The following is a 17,177-nucleotide window of genomic DNA, read 5'->3' on the forward strand; positions in this document are numbered from 1 at the left end:
ATTACTGATTACTGATTACTGATTACTGATTACTTAACTAACGTTTAAACTCCCGATTCCGCCATCGACCCCCAGTACTTGACCGGTTATCCAACTGCTTTTTTCGGTTAAAAGAAAAATGGCCGCATTGGCAATATCCTCAGCATTTCCTACTCGTTTTAACGGATGGCGTTCAGACATCATTTCTCTTTTCTTATCATTGTTGAGCAGTCTTACGGCCAGTGGAGTGTCAACCAAAGAGGGTGCAATTACGTTCACCCTGATTTTCGGGGCATACTCCGCGGCCAAAGACCTTGCAAAACCTTCAATGGCGCCTTTTGCGGCCGCAACACTGGTGTGATATGGCATTCCGGTGCCTACGGCTACGGTACTAAAAAATACCATACTTGAATTCTCTTCCATTTTAGGTATTATATCCTTTACCATGCGAACCATGCTAAAAAAATTAAGCTGCATATCTTCTTCAAAAGTATCCATCGACATCATTTTGAAGGGTTTTAAATTGATACTTCCTGGAAGATAGGCAAAACCATGAAGTTGGTCGGGTAGTCCATCCGTATCCAGTGCATCAGAAGTAGCATCGTATTGAATATGGGTAATGTCTAGGTCTTCCAACCCCTCCTTGGTTCGGGATGCAATAAAAACATTTTGGTCTTCATGCAGCTTTTTTACCATGGAAAGCCCGATTCCGTGGGAGCCACCAATCAATAAAATATTCTTTTTCATCTTTTAAAAGGATTTAAATTTAAGTTCCTTCGGACTATTTTCAATAGTACCAAAAAGCTCGATCAGCTTTTGCTCTCGATAGGAAAAAATCTGTTGCAGTTGTTTTTTTACCACGATGGGATGTGCCATTTGTCCCAAAACGCCAAAGGGAATTTTATAATCGATGATATCTTCCATTTCGACACCGCCTTCTATCGGTTTGATAAAATGTTTGTGGTGCCACAAGGCGTATGGCCCGAAGCGTTGTTCATCCACAAAATATTCACCCTCTTTCACATGGGTTATTTCGGTGACCCATTTGGTACTGTAAAAGGGAAAAGGGCTTACCTTATATTGTATGATTTGACCTGGAAACATGGGTCTATCGGCCCCCGAAAGGATGTTAAAACCCATATGATCCGGAGTAATCGTAGCTAGATTGGCCGGACTTGAAAGAAAATCCCAAGCTTCTTTTTGTGAAATGGGCAGCGATTGCCTAGAACGGAGTTGATATAGTTTCATAAAAATGTTTCCTGCAAAAGTAATGGTATATAGTGTTTAATAAAAAAATTAAAAGTTAAACAATTTATAATTACGATGAACGAGAGCCCTAGAATCCATTCGAAGGGAACTCTTATTTAAGATTTTGTTAACAGATAAGAAAGGGTTTATACCTAGTTTTGTGGAAATTGAAAACTCTAACAAAATGAAAAAACTAGTACTATTTTTATGTGTTGCTGCCATGACCTATACCGTTGAGGCACAAATCAATACGCCGGCGCCTAGCCCATCATCGACTTTGATGCAAACAGTGGGCTTGACCGACGTAACGGTCGAATATTCAAGACCGTCTATGCGAGGAAGAACAATCTTTGGAGATCTTGTGCCGTACGATAAAATATGGCGAACTGGGGCCAATGCCCGAACAAAGGTAACCTTCAATAAAGATGTAACCGTTGACGGAAAGACTCTGGAGGCTGGTTCGTATGCCCTTTTCGCGAAACCAAGTGCTTCTTCTTGGGATGTATATTTTTATACAGAAACTGCAGGCGGTGGAACTCCACAAAACTGGGACGAATCAAAAGTTGCGGCTAAATTGACAGCTCCTATAATTGAAATGCCTAAGGAAATGGCCGTGGAAACGTTCACGATTACCATAGATGACCTAACAGACAATGGAGCCGTTATTGGGCTGTTGTGGTCAAATGTTTATGTGCCCGTGAAGTTTGGTGTCGGTACCGACGCTGTGGTATCTGAAAATATTGATAGAGTTCTAAATGGTCCGGGAGCTGGCGATTATTACGCCGCCGCTGTATACTACATGAACTCCGGCAAAGATATCAACAAAGCCAAAGAATGGATGGACAAGGCAATGTCCATGACTGAAAAGCCTGCCTATTGGCAATTGCGCCAGCAGTCTTTGATCTATGCCAAGGCTGGAGATAAGAAAGGCGCAATCGAAACCGCTAAGAAATCATTGGCCGCCGCTAAAGAGGCTGGTAATGATGACTATGTTAAAATGAATACCGACTCTTTGAAAGAGTGGGGGGCGATGTAATTTTCATTAAAGCCTATATAATAAAAACCCGTAATGCATCAGCATTACGGGTTTTTGATTCTTCAAAGTAACACCTTGAGGCTCGACTAGTTTATCATTAAAGTTTGAATGACAACAAGAGCCGGTTAAACCCAAAGGGATAGATATTTTCTAATTATCTAGATTCCGCTGTGATACACTGTGGTCATTGCCACTGTACTTCCGCTAGAGTTGTTCAGGTTTATTCTGGTTAATCGATTAGTATTGCTTTGGGGATTGGGCATGTAAACAATAATTGTCCTGGGCGCTGTAAAGCTAAGGGTTGTTCCAGTGGTTGATCCATTTTGAAGCAATATACCGGAATCGCCTGTTAATGTTAAGGTTACGGGGCCTGTGCCTGTTATACTTACGGAAGTATTACCATTATTAGCCTGAGTTAGGTTCAAGCTGGCTGGGGTCATGGATAAAGGAATAGGCCTAGGATATAGTGAAAGCGCTCCCGTCCTATCATGAGTGGAGAACCCTATAGTGGTTCCACCAATATTGTGGTTCATGATTGAGTTGGCATCTGCCCCTGTCGGGGTACCGGCGACATGAACATATCCATATTGTGTTCCGTAATTGTTATTACCAGTGGTGTGTTCGTTTCTTCCTCCCAGTCTAGAATCGGTATGTCTGAAGCCAATAAGGTGACCAATCTCATGGATCATTACCGTAGTTTTTTGTGCCACGGAGTAAGTATTAAAAAAGGGGTCAATTTCCATAATTGTACCTGGCCTTCCAGTATTATTGGGAAAGTCTGCTCTAGCAACGGTAGTTCTGACACCACCGACTAAAGGTAAGTTGGCATGATTTACGGTAACATTTAAGTTATCCGTGTTGGCAGGAAGTGTGGTAACGGCGCTAAGACGGATTCCACAAACCCCATTCCATGCATTGACCGCATTCGTAATGGCCGTTTCCCAACCATTTTCAAGAGCTGGATTTCTATGGATTCTTACAACTCTATTCAAATAGTTGCCCACCTTATTGCCTGTGAACCATTGCCCATCTATATTTAATTCAATTTCTTCATCCTTGTCTTTGTCTGAATTCTGCTTACCCGCTTTGAAGTCAATAGCATCCAGACTATAGTCCTCGTCTTTGTGGAAAATCATATCGCCCTCGACTACATAATAATCCCCGAAGTCAAGAATATTGTCCTCCATATATCCCCATTTCCGAATATCCTTTAGAACCAATGTTTCTTCCAAAGCCTCTAAAGGTTCTAGTATGAGGTCTTTGGCTATTTCCTCTTGCGAATATTCGTCTGTTGATATCTCATCCTTGTTACATCCCTGAAGTAAAACTAATGACCATCCTACTCCAAACGCTAAATTTTTAAAGAATTTTTTCATGATTTATTTGTTTTAAATTATTATTTAAATTTTCATCAAATGTAGTATTATTCCGTATATAAAATATTTTTCTGACGGAAAAAATCACAATGATAAATAATTGATAATTAATGTATTGATATCAATTATGAGGAATTATAACAAAAAATACACGAAAATGATATTTTTATTTATTTTATGAGGTAGTCCTTAATACTCGGTCAAAACCTTCCATTAGAACGGCAAGGGTAATGACCAACGCAGCACCGATAAAGTTAAGCCACAGGTAGCCTAGTTTTTCTTCCCCGGACGGGTAAATATGTATGTAGTAGTAATAAATCACGCAAACAATAAGTTGCGTTAGCAATGCAGCAAAAAACACGGCATTTCCTCTGACGAACTTAAAAAAGAACGCCAGTAGGAATATACCCAAGACATTTCCATAAAAAATGGAACCTATAATGTTAACGAGCTGTATAAGGTTATCGAAAAGATCGGCTACACCCGCAATTAAAATGGCCAATACACCCCACATTAGGGTAAAACCTTTTGAGGCGGTAACATAATGCTTTTGGGTGAACGTACCTTTTTTATTACGCTTATAAAGATCCAAAGCGGTGATAGTGCCAAGGGCGTTCAGTTCAGAAGCAGTTGATGACATGGCCGCTGAGAGTATGACGGCTAAAAGTAGCCCAATAAGTCCTTTAGGAAGATGGTGAATAATGAAATGGATAAAAACATAATCCTTATCATTGGTCTCAGCGCCATCATCGGCCTTTTCAATCAACGATTTTGCCGCAATCCTACTGGCGCTATCCTTTTTATTGATGGCGATAATATGCAATTTTGCCTCTTCAATGGCCGCAAACTCCTTGAGTTCCAAAGCAGCCGAGAATTCATCTTGTGCCATCTTTTTTTCGACTTCAAGCTTGTCATGCTCTTCCTGTAACAGTTTATAATCTGAGGCGTATTCGGACTCCATAACGGTTTTAGTCGCCGAGGGGTTAAAATTTAATGGCGAAGAGTTATACTGGTAAAAAACAAAGACCATAACACCTACCAAAAGAATAAAGAACTGCATAGGAATTTTGAAAATTCCATTGAAAATCAATCCCAATTGACTTTCCCTAACGGATTTTCCCGATAGATAACGCTGTACTTGACTTTGGTCCGTTCCGAAATAGGCCAAGGCCAAGAAGAGTCCCCCTGTGATTCCACTCCAAAACGTATATCGGCTTTTAGGATCGAAACTGAAGTCGAGAATGTTTAATTTATCACTGGCTCCAGCAATTTTGAGCGCCTTACTAAAATTTATATCCGCAGGAAGATATCCCAAGATAAAAAAGAACGTGATGAACATGCCGGTCATAATGATGAACATCTGCTGTTTTTGGGTAACGCTGACCGCCTTGGTTCCTCCTGAGACGGTATAGATGATTACCAAAGTACCGATAATGATGTTCAGGGTCTGCAAATCCCACCCCAGTATGGCCGATAGTATGATAGAAGGTGCATAAATGGTAATCCCCGCGGCCAGACCGCGCTGTATCAAGAATAGGATAGCCGCCAACGAACGGGTTTTGAGATCGAACCGATTTTCGAGAAATTCATAGGCCGTATAGACCTTTAGCCTATGGTAAATAGGAACGAAAACCAGACAGATAATGACCATGGCTATCGGAAGCCCAAAATAGAACTGCACAAAGCCCATACCATCATGAAAGGCTTGCCCGGGAGTGGATAGAAAAGTGATGGCACTGGCTTGTGTCGCCATTACGGAAAGCCCTATGGTCCACCATTTGGCATCGTTACCACCACGTACATAATCGTTGACGTTTTGGCTTCCACGGGTTCTCCAAACACCGTAGACTACGATAAACAACAAGGTTCCAACAAGTATTGACCAATCTAATGTGCTTAATGTTCCCATATTACATATTAGAAGTCATTAGATAATAAAAGAAAAGCACGTAGATGATATTCAATATCAATACCAAGGAGTATTCTTTTTTCCAGATAAAATTATCTTTTTCGTTCATCCCTTTATTTGATCGTCGGTTTCGATTTTATCCCTGCCCAATGACAGCATATTGGCAAATAGTTTATACGCCCCTGTAACGCCCGCAGGCAGTTCTCTGAAAAAACTTAGTCCCGTATAAATATAGTTTCCTTTGCCATATGGGGCGACCAATAGACTACCTTTTGTCGCTTTTTCCCCTTCGTCGTTCATTTCAAGTATGGGTGTAAATTTAGCATCCCACTCATTCGGAAAGTAAAGACCGCGTTCTTGGACCCATCCATTAAAATCGCTCTCAGCAATTTTATTAGGGAAATTGACCAACGAATGGTCGTTCGCCAAAATCTTAACGGGTGAATTTTCGTTCGTGACCCGATCTCGAGAAAGTTTAAGGTCAAACGGGGCAATATCTTCGAATTGTGAGGACCACCTTCCCGCAGTGTTATATTGCACAATAAGATTACCACCTTCCTTTACATAGTCCAATAAATAGCGTTGTTTGAATTTAAGTGCTTCCACCACGTTATACGCCCGGATACCGACCACTATGGCGTCGTACTTTTGTAAAGTGCCCTCACTGATATCATTGGGGTCTATTGTTTGAACAGTATACCCGATTTGCTCCAAACTCTCTGGTACCGCATCGCCTGCTCCCATGATATAACCAATGTTTTCGCCGACTTTTTGGATATTTAACCGTACGACCTTGGCCTCTGCATTTTGAAGCACCGACTGGGTGGGAATGTGGTCATAAGCTATGGTGATCAATTCTTTGGAAATCTCTTTCCCGTTGATTTTGATAATAGGAGAAATATAGCTTTCATTTTCTTCTTCGGGAGGCCACAGTTTAAAAATCAAGGTTTGCTGATCACCCTTTTTGGCTATTTCAAAGGCTTGGGTCTCATTGTCGACTTTCCATCCTTTCGAAAAGCATAATTGCACTTCACCTTTTATACTATCTTTTTGTGCCTTGACGGTAACGGGGATTTCCTTCGCCTTTCCATCCGCAAAAATGATTATGGTATCATCAAAACTTGCGGTGGCCTCGGGCAATATTTCAAAAGGTTCGTATAATTCACCTTTGTCGGGTTTTGCGAATCGATAGACTATTGGCCTTTCAAATACAATCGGGTATTGGTCGAATTGTAGCTCGAATTCGACATAAAAGGCCCTGGGAGTTTCGGGCAAGCCTATAAGATTTTGATCCTCGACCTTATACATGCCTAAAGAACCTTTTTCGTTCAACCAATAGGGACTGGTGTATTGTGTCGTCTCTGGTATTTCGAATTCAAGTTCAAAATTATTTTTTTCATTATTTCTTAAAGGGACGTGAGGAGTTTCACTCACCAACGAAGGGTCTACCTTCAATGAACTTAGGGAAACCGATGTATCGGACCGATTTAGAACTTCGACGTCGATTTTCACTTTCCCACCAGGATTTGCACTGGAAGCATCGGCGGATGCTTCTAAATAAATTCCTGATATGGCTAAAATCAAATCTTTAAGTTCTTCTGTTTTTTGGTTTCGCCAATGTTCGTCAGGTACTTTTTGTAATAGTTTATAGGCCGCAATGAGTTGTGGAAGATGTTCTGAAGGATCCTTGAAATTAAAATTACTTTCTACATCATAGAGAATCTGACCAATGGACGCTCCGCCTTCGATGCGTGACCATGTCGTATCGATACCCTCAAATAAGTTGTTTTGGTCCGTTGGCATATCTCCCACTAAAAGTTCAACATACTCATTCTCGAAACCCCTTGAAGTCAATCTGCCAAAGCCCTGGCAAAGGTGTTGGCTACTGGCCAGAGAAGCGATTTCGTTATTCGACATTCCCAAAGATGGATAATAGGCCCCAATGTCAACATTCAACATTTTTGATTTATCCGCAGCCTCGAATTTTTCTTGACTCCCGTAAAACCACCATGAAGTATTGAAAAAAAGACGTTTGGGTTGCCAAGTTTCGGTACCCTCCAATTGTTTAGCATAGGCATTTTCATCATTTACAATATCAAAAGCCTCGACGCTGAGCATCGCCGAAGAAGTATGGTGCCCATGGGTGCTTCCCGGACTTCGATGGTCGAAACGGTTGATAATGACATCGGGCTTTAGGTTGCGAATAATCCAGACCACGTCACCCAGTACCTCTTGTTTATTCCATATTTTTAGCGTTTCATCGGGGTGTTTGGAATATCCAAAATCCACAGCTCTTGAAAAATATTGTTCTCCGCCGTCAACTCTTCTGGCCGCCAAAAGCTCCTGTGTTCGCAAGACACCCAGTAGTTCCTTAAGTTCGGGACCGATTAGATTCTGCCCCCCGTCGCCACGGGTCATTGAAAGGTATGCGGTCCGCGCCTTGGTATTATTTGACAAGTATGAAATCAACCTTGTATTTTCATCATCAGGATGTGCCGCGATGTAAAGGGCGGTGCCCAAAAAGTTCAATTTTTGTAGGGAGTGGTAAATATCGGTGGCAGATTGCTTCTTAGGAGCTTGACAAAATGAAGGATTGGCTACAAACAGAAAAGTAGCAAGCAGTACCAGAAAATGACGCATGAGCTTGAATTTAGTTGGCAATCAAAGATAGAAAGATTAAAGGCTAACGATTGTTTTTTAGAACTTCTTTAACAAACTAGAGGATTTCACTATCGTCAGGGGTGTCATTGTAATGATAAACCAAGGTGACGGCCTTTTGGATCATGAGGTTGTTGGGGTACACCAATAACTCACCGTTGTCTTTTCTGAGGTTGACATGAAACGCCTTTATATCTTCGATGAGATAGGGTTCTTCAGATTCGACATCTTTATCCAGAATTTTTACGCGATCCCCAATTTTAAAGGGAAAGGAGAAGAATAAAATCACCCCGGCCGTAATATTGCTTAAGATGGACCAACTTGCAAAAAGAGCTACCCCGATGACCGCAAAAATAGATGAGAAAAGCAGCCCTAAATCCTTAAAATTAACTCCCCAAATAAAAGTCAATGCACCAACGCCAAGAAACGTCAATAAGACGGATACATATTTGGTTATGAGCAACGTACGGGCTTCGACGATGTCGCTAATCTTCCCAATCTTCCGAACCATCTTATTTATTACATACCGCAGAATGATAAGGACCAAAAGCGTCACGAACGTCGCGAACAACTCGCTTTGATGGTTGGCTATAAAATTTTCCATACGATTATATTCCTAAACTATCGCGTAAAGATAAATCGTTATTTCCGTTCTGTCTCCAATAGGGGTTTTTAACCTTTTTAATTTTATGGCGGTGGAAGTCATAGATTTGGCATTGTCGCCGAATCCGCTTGTAAAAGTCTCTGTCCAGCTTTCTATTGTATAGGGAAAGGAAGAAGTAAAGTTGATTTTTAAAGTGCGCCCAAGTTCGGGATAGTTTAATTCATAGGAACTTAGTTCATTATTTTCACTTAAAGTAACAGTTGCTTTATATGATTTTAATTCTTTATGAGACAGTCGAATATATTCCAAGGACGGAATTATTTCTAGATTTCCGATCGGCAATGTGTTCGGATCGATTCGAATCTTGTTCCAAAGTTCGTTTTCCAGTATTGTTTTCTCCAATTCGATATTCTGGTCGGCCTCCGATTCGAAATACGAATGTGACATAATTTCGAATTTTGAGCGGTTGTTCAATTGAGCATACACCTGACCACACCATTCTTGCGCGGAGAAAGAAACTTTCAGTGCATGTCGATTATCATGAACGGGATAAAAACTACTGCTCATTATGGAATACGGATAAATACCGGTCAAGTAGTTTTTGGTACTGTTTAACTTTAATACGGGTATGTTGCTCTTGTCGTTACCGTCGGCTTTGACTTGTTTCTCGGGCAAAAATGGCTCTGTTACATAAATGAGCACCGAATTTCCTTCGCGTAGTTCCCCATATCTTGCCTGCTCAAGTTTGTATGAGGTTATTTCAGCATTGCCGGCATACCAATATTTTTTAAATTCTTCTGAGAGTTGCTTTTTTGGAGCCGCTTCGCGAGAATCTTCAATCGTTGCGACATCATTTCCAGAATTTATTTCTCGCTCCTTGCAGGATTCCATGACCGCAAAAATTGCCGCTAACAAGAGAACGGTAAGCTCCCATTTCAACCACTTTTTCATAACCCTTATATTTTACTACTAAAGTACCATGCTTTTTTAAAAATTAAAAATGCTATAGTCACATAGATAGTGGGCTAGAGATATTGGATAAGGGTCATGGTATTTTAGTTGGAACTTGAAACCAATTGTCTGAATTCACTGCGATAACCGAATGGGTCGGTTCCGATTGCGTTTTGCGTAAGTTCCAAAATCATTTCTTTAGAAATACTTCCCTTGAACTCGGAATCCTTCATGAGTAAACCGAATGCCGCTACACCCGTTGCGAACCTCATACTTTCAGAGGCGTTTTGTATTTCGGATGCATCTGAACCAATCGATAATGCCAATTCGCGACTACTTTCGGTATTCGGTTTTTTATATCGAAAATCGAAGGTTGCCAATGGTGACTGGCTCGCATTCTCGATCAAGACGATTTCATATAGCGCAGTGATTGTCTGTCCGGATCCTATTTCCCCTGCATCAATGGTATCATCCTCGAAATCATCTTCGTTAAGTGATCTGTTCTCATAACCGATGAGTCGGTACGAGTCTACCTGGTCGGCATTGAAAGTAACCTGTATTTTAGAATCTTTGGCCACGGCAAAAAACTTGCCTTTCTCGTGAATAAAAACTTTTTTGAGTTGCTCGATATTGTCGACGTATTCATAATTTCCATTTCCTTTGTTCGCTATCTGTTCCATGGCGTCGTCGTTGAGATTGCCGCTTCCTACACCTAAAACAGTAAGATAGACTCCGTTTTCTCTTTTTTCCTCGATCAGTTTTACCAATTCTTCGGTCGAGGACGGACCGACATTAAAATCGCCATCGGAACCTAAAATAATTCGATTGTTGCCATTGGGAACAAAGTTTTTCTCCGCAATCTCATAGGCGGTCAGAATACCCTCGGCACCTGCAGTGGATCCACCGGCACCCAATTGGTCGATGGCCGCTTTTATTCTTTCTTTGTCGTCCCCGAAGGTCGATTCCAACAAAACCCCGGCACTTCCAGCATAGGTGACGATTGCCATCTTATCCGTATCCCGCATTTCGTCTACCATCAATTTGAAGCCGGTTTTCAAGAGTTCGAGCTTTTCAGGACTGCTCATAGAACCAGACACATCGATAAGAAAAACATAGTTCGCATCAGGAATCTCCTCTTCAGCCACAGTTTTGCCCTTCATGCCCAACCGCATGAGATGGTGACCGTTGGCCCATGGGCAATTTGTAAGTTCTGCATTAAGAGTGACATTTTCTTCACCCTGCGGCTCTTCATAATCAAAAGTGAAATAATTCAGGAATTCTTCGATTCGAACGGCTTCAGGGGGTGGATTTTGCCCTAGGCTCAAAAACCGCCTTGAATTGGAATATGACGCTCCATCTGCATCCACGGAAAATGTGGAGACTTCTTGATCCGAGACTTTTATGAAGGCATTTTCTCCGTAATCGGTATATTTTTCGACCTGCGGGACCTCTAGTCCCGGTTCAAAAGAATTTGAACTAAAGTCCCCATCTAAAAAAGAGGCACTCGTACTATCGGAGTTGTCTTCACATCCGACCAACAAAACAAAGGCATAGCAATAAAGGGCTAATCTTTTCATAACAGTTTTCTTTAAAGATTTCGAAAAACAGAAAAGGTTGCGCCAGTATATATTGAAATTGTAAATAGCGTGGTGTTGGCGTTAAGAGACAAGTTCGTTCAAGACCTTGTAGACCAATTGTGTGGGTAGCCCGACCACATTGGTGTACGAGCCCTCTATTTCTTCGATTCCTATAAGGCCTATCCATTCTTGAATGCCGTAGGCACCGGCTTTGTCGTAGGGTTTGTAATTTGTTATGTAATAGTCTATTTCATCGTCCGAGAGGTTCTTGAACTTGACTTTGGTGACATGACTCACTGTTTTCTGCTTCTTTGTCGTAGTAAAGCAGACCGAGGTAATGACCTCGTGCCAGTCATCTGAGAGTTTTCGTAGCATTTGAAAGGCTTCTTCATAATTTTCCGCTTTTGCCAACGATTCATTTTTATACCAGACCACGGTATCTGAGGTAATCAATATTTCGTTATTAGCCAAGCTTCCTTGAAACGCGGAGGCTTTCAAAACGGCCAAATAATCCGATATTTCGATTTCGGTCAATTCTGGAGGATAAATTTCTTCCACGGATTTTATCCGGATTTCAAAATCCAATCCCATTTCTTTAAAGAACTGTTGCCTGCGCGGAGAGGCGGAAGCCAATATAATCCGATACTCCTTTAGTTTATCCTGTAACATAAAGTCTTATGCATTTTGGGCATCAAAATTCTCGAACCAATCACCGCGCACTTTCAATACTTGTTCGATAACGTCGCGCACACATTCGTCGCCCCCTTTTCTATGCGAGATATATTTTGAAATGGCCTTCACCTCTTGGGCGGCATCTTGCGGGCAGCAGGGTAGTGCCACTAGCTGCATAGGTGGAATGTCGGGTAGGTCATCACCCATATAGAGCACGTTTTCTGAATTGATTTCGTATATATCTAGAAACTCTTTTAAGGGTTCCTCTTTATGATGTGCGCCCATATAAATGTCGGTTACGCCCAAACCCTTCAAACGTTCACGGACGCCTTCGTTCGTGCCTCCTGTGATAATGCACACGTTATACCCTTTTTGAAGTGCGGACTTCAGAGCATAGCCATCTTTAACACTCATTTTCCGGAGCATCTCACCCTTTGTAGTAATTAAAAGTGTACCGTCTGTGAAGACACCGTCTACATCAAAAATGAAGGTCGTAATATCTTTTAAGTATTCTTTATAGCTTTTTTCCATAGGTTTCGGATATTGATTGGCTTAGTAGTGAATAGATTTCTTCATGTATGGTATTCCCCTTTAAAAGTTCAAGATGTGTATCGATGGTATTGGAGTCGTCCCTTTTTGAAGGACCGGTTTGCGCTTTTTCGGGGCCGAGCTCTTCTATTTTATGTGCAGTCTCGAGTATCAAAGGTTTCAAAATATCAAATTCGAAGTTTTGATTTTGGCAAATATCCGCCCCGATTTTATATAAATGATTAACAAAATTGTTCACGAAGACTGCTGCCAAATGCAAATATGCCCGTTTCTGTGAAGATACTTGATGAATTGTGGTGGAAATACTCTCAGCCAATTTTTGTAATAGCAATACATCTTTTTCTCGTTCCGCTTCAATGCAAAGGGGAATACTGTCGAATAGCACCTTCCTTTTTTTACTAAAGGTCTGAAGGGGATAAAAAACACCTCTTCTGATGTTCTTAGGAAGTACTTGCATATCTGCACTACCTGAGGTGTGTACTACTAAACCTCTAACATCAACAAATTCTTGCGAAACTTTTGAAATGGCATCATCGCTCACGGCAAGAATATAGATATCGGCCTTTTTAATTGTAGATTTTGTTAGCTCGGCGAACTGTTCATTATCGCCTAAAACATCTTTTTTCTACCAAAAACCTGGATTACCTGCACCTCATTGCTGTTAGAAAAAGCATGATAAAGGTGATAGGCAACATTTCCGGTGCCGATGAGGGTAACATGGATCATTCCGTAAAACTAGCAATATATTTTCACGATAATCAAATCAACTAACAGTCTTTAAAAATGATATCAAAAAAAGTAAACCGTTTAGGAACGGTTCACTTGATTAATTTTCAAAAAGCAAGGAATCACGCACAAGAAACTGATATTGAATGTGTATGACTGTCATCATTTGAGGACACTACCGAAATAGCACTGTTGTTCATCAAAGTAGTGAAGTTGGCAGCGGTCAAGGTAACCGTATGGTCATGACCTGACGACCCCTGAATCGAATATGTTTTTTCGGCCCCAGCAGCTACATCGGCCTTCGATACAACTAATGTATGTCCATGATTTCCCCCAATAGAGCTATTGGTTCCGTTGGCCCCACAATCTGCCTCTGCCTGAGGGTCTTCTTCTGGCAACATTGGGGTGGCCGTGCCATCATCGGAAGAGGAACAAGCGATAAACGATGCCACGGGCAATGCTACCAACATTGCGCCCGCGGTCTTTTTGATAAATGTTTTTCTGTTCATTTTCATAGCTTTTATATTTTTTATTACAAGATACTAATAATTAGGCATTTGTCGCAAATTGCAATGTAAGAGACAAGGGCACCGACAAAATTTTAAGAAAGCACTCCACAGAAATGACATTTGTTAAATCCCGTTTTTTCTTTTTAAAATACCTTATTTTTGCATCCTGAAAAAGAAAATTTCTCCGATGACGGAACTTCTAAAAAAGATTTTTTTCTCCACACGTTTAATGGCCATTTTATTCTTGGTTTTTGCCACGGCCATGGCTTTCGGAACCTTTATCGAGAGTAAATATAGTACCGAGACCGCCAGAATCTGGATCTACAATACCACTTGGTTCGAGGTGATCATGGTGTTTTTTGTGATTAATTTTATCGGGAATATGTTCCGCTATCGACTATTCCGTTGGGAAAAATGGCCCGTCTTGACCCTACATCTTTCTTGGATATTGATCATCGTCGGTGCTTTTGTAACGCGCTATATTAGTTTTGAGGGCATGATGCCGATTCGGGAAGGAAAAACGGAAAAAGTTTTCTATTCCGATAAGACATTTCTAACGGCCTACGTCGATGGGGAAATCAATGGCGAACCGCAACGAAAAGTCCTTCAACATGACCTGATCGTTACCTCGGAAGCCCTAAAATCGAACCTTCCCTGGGACAGTGATTTTAATGGACAGGATTTTACGATTAGGTATGTCGATTTTATTAAAGGTGCCGAATTGGGCATTATTCCTTCCGAGGAAGGCCAACAATTTTTAAAAATCGTTGAGGCCGGTCAAGGGCAGCGGGAAGAACATTATCTGGAGAACGGACAGGTGAGCAATGTCCATAATGTTCTGTTCGCACTGAATAAGCCCACCGACGGAGCTATCAACATTTTTACGACTGATTTTACCTATCAAATCCAATCACCTTTCGAAGGAAGTTTTATGCGGATGGCGGATCAATTTCAAGGACAGGTCGTCAAGGATAGTTTGCAAGAATTTCAACTACGCTCCCTTTATACTTTGGCGGGAATGCAATTCGTCATCCCCGAACCTATGTTAACGGGAACATACGGAGTGGTCAAAATACCGAAGGAAAGAGTTACTGAAGCAACGCTGGATGCATTGGTGGTTGAGGTCGCGAGCAACGGTAAGACCATTGAGAAAAAAATATTGGGCGGAAAGGGCATTTCCAATTTCTCCGAAAAGTTCGAAGTAGGTGGGCTTGATTTTTCACTGGCCTACGGGTCAAAAGTATACGAGCTTCCTTTTAGTATCAAGTTGAACGACTTTATTGCTGAAAAATATCCAGGTACCGAGCAAGGTTATAAATCGTATATGAGTAAAGTAACCGTGGAGGATGACCGGCCTTTTGATTATGACATCTTTATGAACAACATTTTGGATCATGAAGGGTACCGTTTTTTTCAGGCAAGTTTTAACCCCGATGAAAAAGGGACCATTCTGTCGGTCAATCATGACCAATGGGGCACTTGGATCACCTATATCGGGTATTTTTTGTTGTATCTGGGTCTCATGGGCATTATGTTCTTTGGAAAGACCCGTTTTAAGGATTTGGCTAATTCGCTTGACAAATTGAAGAAAAAGAAAAAAACCATACTGACGTCGCTACTCGTTCTCGGCATGGTTTCACAACTAGCTGCACAAGAAGAACATTCCGCCGATGATGGACACGACCATACGACCGGAATTCCCACTCAAAATCAAATCGATTCATTGTTACAGGCTACCGTCGTGTCTAAAGAGCACGCCGATAAATTTGGGGCTCTCATTATTCAGGATGAAGGAGGGCGTATGAAACCGATCAATACGTTTTCTTCTGAATTATTGCGCAAACTTAGCGGAGAGGACAAGTACAAGGGGCTAAACGCGGATCAAGTATTTCTTTCCATGGTGATGAACCCCCCACTTTGGTACAATACCGAATTTGTGCTGTTGGATAAAAAAAGTGATAATGATAGTCTGCACCGGTTGATAGGGGTTCCTGAAGGACAAGAATTTGTCAAAGCAACCGATTTTTTTGATGAAAAGGGAAACTATAAGTTGGAATCTTTTCTAAGGGAAGCGACTGCCACGAACAATCCGAACCAGTTTCAAAAAGATTTTAAGGAAGCCAATATCCGGCTGATGCTGCTCAACCAGGCTTTGAGCGGAGAGATTATGAAAATTTTCCCTCTATTGAACGATGAGAACAATAAATGGATTTCCGCTGTCGAATACCGGGGCGGGCAGTTCCAGATAAAGGATTCCCTCTATGCCAACTTTGTTAAAAATGCGCTTCCCTATTACAAAATGACTCTGGGGAATGCGCTGCAGACCGGCGATTACGGAGAGGCCGATAAATTGCTGGAAGCATTTAAGCAAAATCAAAAGAACCACGGCAGTGAAATTCTACCTTCCCCTGAAAAGGTAAAGACCGAAATTATTTATAACAAACTAAATATTTTCAACCACCTATACCGCTTATACGGATTGGTAGGAATCGTGCTTTTCTTCGTGCTCATTTTCCAGATTTTCAAAGATCGCGAAATATGGCGGGTGGCTGCCTATTTCTTCAAAGGAACCATTGTGCTCTTTTTTATATGGCATACGGTAGGGCTGATTTTACGATGGTATATTTCGGGGCACGCCCCTTGGAGTAATGCTTACGAAAGTATTTTGTACGTTTCATGGGCCACGATGGGTATGGGGCTGCTGTTTATCCGAAAAAGTGATATTACGTTGGCGGCGGCAGCTTTTGTTACGGCACTTCTTCTTTGGATCGCGCATCAGAATTGGGTTGATCCTGCCATTGGTAATTTGGTTCCTGTTTTGGATAGTTATTGGTTAATGATTCATGTCGCCGTAATCGTTGGTAGCTACGGCCCCTTGACCGTAGGAATGATTTTGGGCTTGGTGTGTTTGATTTTAATGATTCTGACCAATAAAAAGAACAAGTCTCGCATGGAAATGAACATCAAGGAACTGACGATTATCAACGAACTTTCTTTGACCGTTGGACTCATCATGCTGACTATCGGAAATTTTTTGGGTGGACAATGGGCCAATGAAAGTTGGGGTCGCTATTGGGGCTGGGACCCGAAGGAAACTTGGGCCTTAATTTCCATTATGGTCTACGCATTTGTGATTCACACACGATTGGTACCGGGCCTTCGGGGCAAATGGACCTTTAACTTTTTGAGCTTAATCGCTTTTGCCAGTATTATGATGACCTATTTCGGGGTCAATTACTATTTGGTCGGTTTACACAGCTACGGTCAGAGCGGGGGAGCGGCAATTACGCCAGATTATATCAAGTATATCGTTTTAGGTGCTATTTTTATAGGGGGTCTCAGTTATTGGCGCTATCGGGTCAATTATTCAAAATAGCAATAAA

The 17,177-nt window shown here is 41.5% G+C and carries 14 protein-coding genes; 2 read left to right on the forward strand and 12 right to left on the reverse strand.

What is annotated here, in order from left to right:
* Positions 1-33 precede the first annotated feature (33 nt).
* Both N8A86_RS18095 and N8A86_RS18100 read right to left on the reverse strand, forming a co-directional pair.
* Positions 34-726: an SDR family NAD(P)-dependent oxidoreductase gene (locus tag N8A86_RS18095; protein WP_273566646.1), complete on the reverse strand. Its 693-nt coding sequence runs from the start codon at positions 724-726 to the stop codon at positions 34-36.
* Between the two features lie 3 nt (positions 727-729).
* Positions 730-1,227, reverse strand: a complete 498-nt coding sequence (locus N8A86_RS18100; protein ID WP_273566647.1) for an SRPBCC family protein — start codon at positions 1,225-1,227, stop codon at positions 730-732.
* 184 nt (positions 1,228-1,411) lie between these two features.
* On the opposite strand from N8A86_RS18100, the gene N8A86_RS18105 reads away from it, so the two are divergent.
* Positions 1,412-2,263, forward strand: a complete 852-nt coding sequence (locus tag N8A86_RS18105; protein WP_273566648.1) for a DUF2911 domain-containing protein — start codon at positions 1,412-1,414, stop codon at positions 2,261-2,263.
* A 158-nt stretch (positions 2,264-2,421) separates the two neighbouring features.
* Here N8A86_RS18105 and N8A86_RS18110 read toward each other — a convergent pair whose 3' ends face one another.
* The 10 genes from N8A86_RS18110 to N8A86_RS18155 all read right to left on the reverse strand — a co-directional run bounded on the left by N8A86_RS18110 (position 2,422) and on the right by N8A86_RS18155 (position 13,794).
* The gene (locus tag N8A86_RS18110; RefSeq protein WP_273566649.1) at positions 2,422-3,639 is read right to left on the reverse strand and encodes a M57 family metalloprotease; all 1,218 of its coding nucleotides are present in this window, start codon (positions 3,637-3,639) and stop codon (positions 2,422-2,424) included.
* A 175-nt stretch (positions 3,640-3,814) separates the two neighbouring features.
* Entirely contained in the window at positions 3,815-5,548 is a 1,734-nt protein-coding gene (locus N8A86_RS18115; protein ID WP_273566650.1) for a sodium:solute symporter family protein, read from the reverse strand.
* 105 nt (positions 5,549-5,653) lie between these two features.
* A complete protein-coding gene (locus N8A86_RS18120) occupies positions 5,654-8,188 on the reverse strand; it encodes a PIG-L family deacetylase (RefSeq protein ID WP_273566651.1) in 2,535 nt (844 codons plus the stop codon).
* A gap of 76 nt (positions 8,189-8,264) precedes the next feature.
* On the reverse strand, positions 8,265-8,810 hold the full coding sequence (locus tag N8A86_RS18125) for a mechanosensitive ion channel domain-containing protein (protein ID WP_273566652.1): 546 nt from the start codon (positions 8,808-8,810) through the stop codon (positions 8,265-8,267).
* A gap of 12 nt (positions 8,811-8,822) precedes the next feature.
* Positions 8,823-9,761, reverse strand: coding sequence for a septum formation inhibitor Maf (locus tag N8A86_RS18130; protein WP_337251664.1), 939 nt, complete (start codon positions 9,759-9,761; stop codon positions 8,823-8,825).
* 104 nt (positions 9,762-9,865) lie between these two features.
* Entirely contained in the window at positions 9,866-11,338 is a 1,473-nt protein-coding gene (locus tag N8A86_RS18135) for a vWA domain-containing protein (RefSeq protein ID WP_273566653.1), read from the reverse strand.
* A gap of 81 nt (positions 11,339-11,419) precedes the next feature.
* The gene (locus N8A86_RS18140) at positions 11,420-12,007 is read right to left on the reverse strand and encodes a Maf-like protein (protein WP_273566654.1); all 588 of its coding nucleotides are present in this window, start codon (positions 12,005-12,007) and stop codon (positions 11,420-11,422) included.
* Positions 12,008-12,013: 6 nt separating this feature from the next.
* A complete protein-coding gene (locus N8A86_RS18145; protein WP_273566655.1) occupies positions 12,014-12,541 on the reverse strand; it encodes a KdsC family phosphatase in 528 nt (175 codons plus the stop codon).
* Positions 12,525-13,100, reverse strand: a complete 576-nt coding sequence (locus N8A86_RS18150; RefSeq protein WP_273566656.1) for a Rossmann-like and DUF2520 domain-containing protein — start codon at positions 13,098-13,100, stop codon at positions 12,525-12,527. The genes N8A86_RS18145 and N8A86_RS18150 overlap by 17 nt, the downstream gene beginning before the upstream one ends.
* Positions 13,101-13,407: 307 nt before the next feature.
* On the reverse strand, positions 13,408-13,794 hold the full coding sequence (locus N8A86_RS18155; RefSeq protein ID WP_273566657.1) for a hypothetical protein: 387 nt from the start codon (positions 13,792-13,794) through the stop codon (positions 13,408-13,410).
* A 187-nt stretch (positions 13,795-13,981) separates the two neighbouring features.
* Between N8A86_RS18155 and N8A86_RS18160 the strand changes: the two genes are divergently transcribed.
* Positions 13,982-17,170: a cytochrome c biogenesis protein gene (locus tag N8A86_RS18160; RefSeq protein ID WP_273566658.1), complete on the forward strand. Its 3,189-nt coding sequence runs from the start codon at positions 13,982-13,984 to the stop codon at positions 17,168-17,170.
* Positions 17,171-17,177 lie beyond the last annotated feature (7 nt).

The sequence above is a fragment of the Maribacter halichondriae genome, assembly GCF_027474825.1.
GTDB classification, from domain to species: domain Bacteria; phylum Bacteroidota; class Bacteroidia; order Flavobacteriales; family Flavobacteriaceae; genus Meishania; species Meishania halichondriae.

Excerpts from the sequence above, each read along its gene's own strand:
- N8A86_RS18115 (WP_273566650.1), bottom strand. The coding sequence starts at position 5,548 with ATGGGAACATTAAGCACATTAGATTGGTCAATACTTGTTGGAACCTTG.
- N8A86_RS18155 (WP_273566657.1), bottom strand. The coding sequence starts at position 13,794 with ATGAACAGAAAAACATTTATCAAAAAGACCGCGGGCGCAATGTTGGTA.
- N8A86_RS18125 (WP_273566652.1), bottom strand. The coding sequence starts at position 8,810 with ATGGAAAATTTTATAGCCAACCATCAAAGCGAGTTGTTCGCGACGTTC.
- N8A86_RS18095 (WP_273566646.1), bottom strand. The coding sequence starts at position 726 with ATGAAAAAGAATATTTTATTGATTGGTGGCTCCCACGGAATCGGGCTT.
- N8A86_RS18100 (WP_273566647.1), bottom strand. The coding sequence starts at position 1,227 with ATGAAACTATATCAACTCCGTTCTAGGCAATCGCTGCCCATTTCACAA.
- N8A86_RS18130 (WP_337251664.1), bottom strand. The coding sequence starts at position 9,761 with ATGAAAAAGTGGTTGAAATGGGAGCTTACCGTTCTCTTGTTAGCGGCA.
- N8A86_RS18120 (WP_273566651.1), bottom strand. The coding sequence starts at position 8,188 with ATGCGTCATTTTCTGGTACTGCTTGCTACTTTTCTGTTTGTAGCCAAT.
- N8A86_RS18160 (WP_273566658.1), top strand. The coding sequence starts at position 13,982 with ATGACGGAACTTCTAAAAAAGATTTTTTTCTCCACACGTTTAATGGCC.
- N8A86_RS18135 (WP_273566653.1), bottom strand. The coding sequence starts at position 11,338 with ATGAAAAGATTAGCCCTTTATTGCTATGCCTTTGTTTTGTTGGTCGGA.
- N8A86_RS18105 (WP_273566648.1), top strand. The coding sequence starts at position 1,412 with ATGAAAAAACTAGTACTATTTTTATGTGTTGCTGCCATGACCTATACC.
- N8A86_RS18140 (WP_273566654.1), bottom strand. The coding sequence starts at position 12,007 with ATGTTACAGGATAAACTAAAGGAGTATCGGATTATATTGGCTTCCGCC.
- N8A86_RS18145 (WP_273566655.1), bottom strand. The coding sequence starts at position 12,541 with ATGGAAAAAAGCTATAAAGAATACTTAAAAGATATTACGACCTTCATT.
- N8A86_RS18110 (WP_273566649.1), bottom strand. The coding sequence starts at position 3,639 with ATGAAAAAATTCTTTAAAAATTTAGCGTTTGGAGTAGGATGGTCATTA.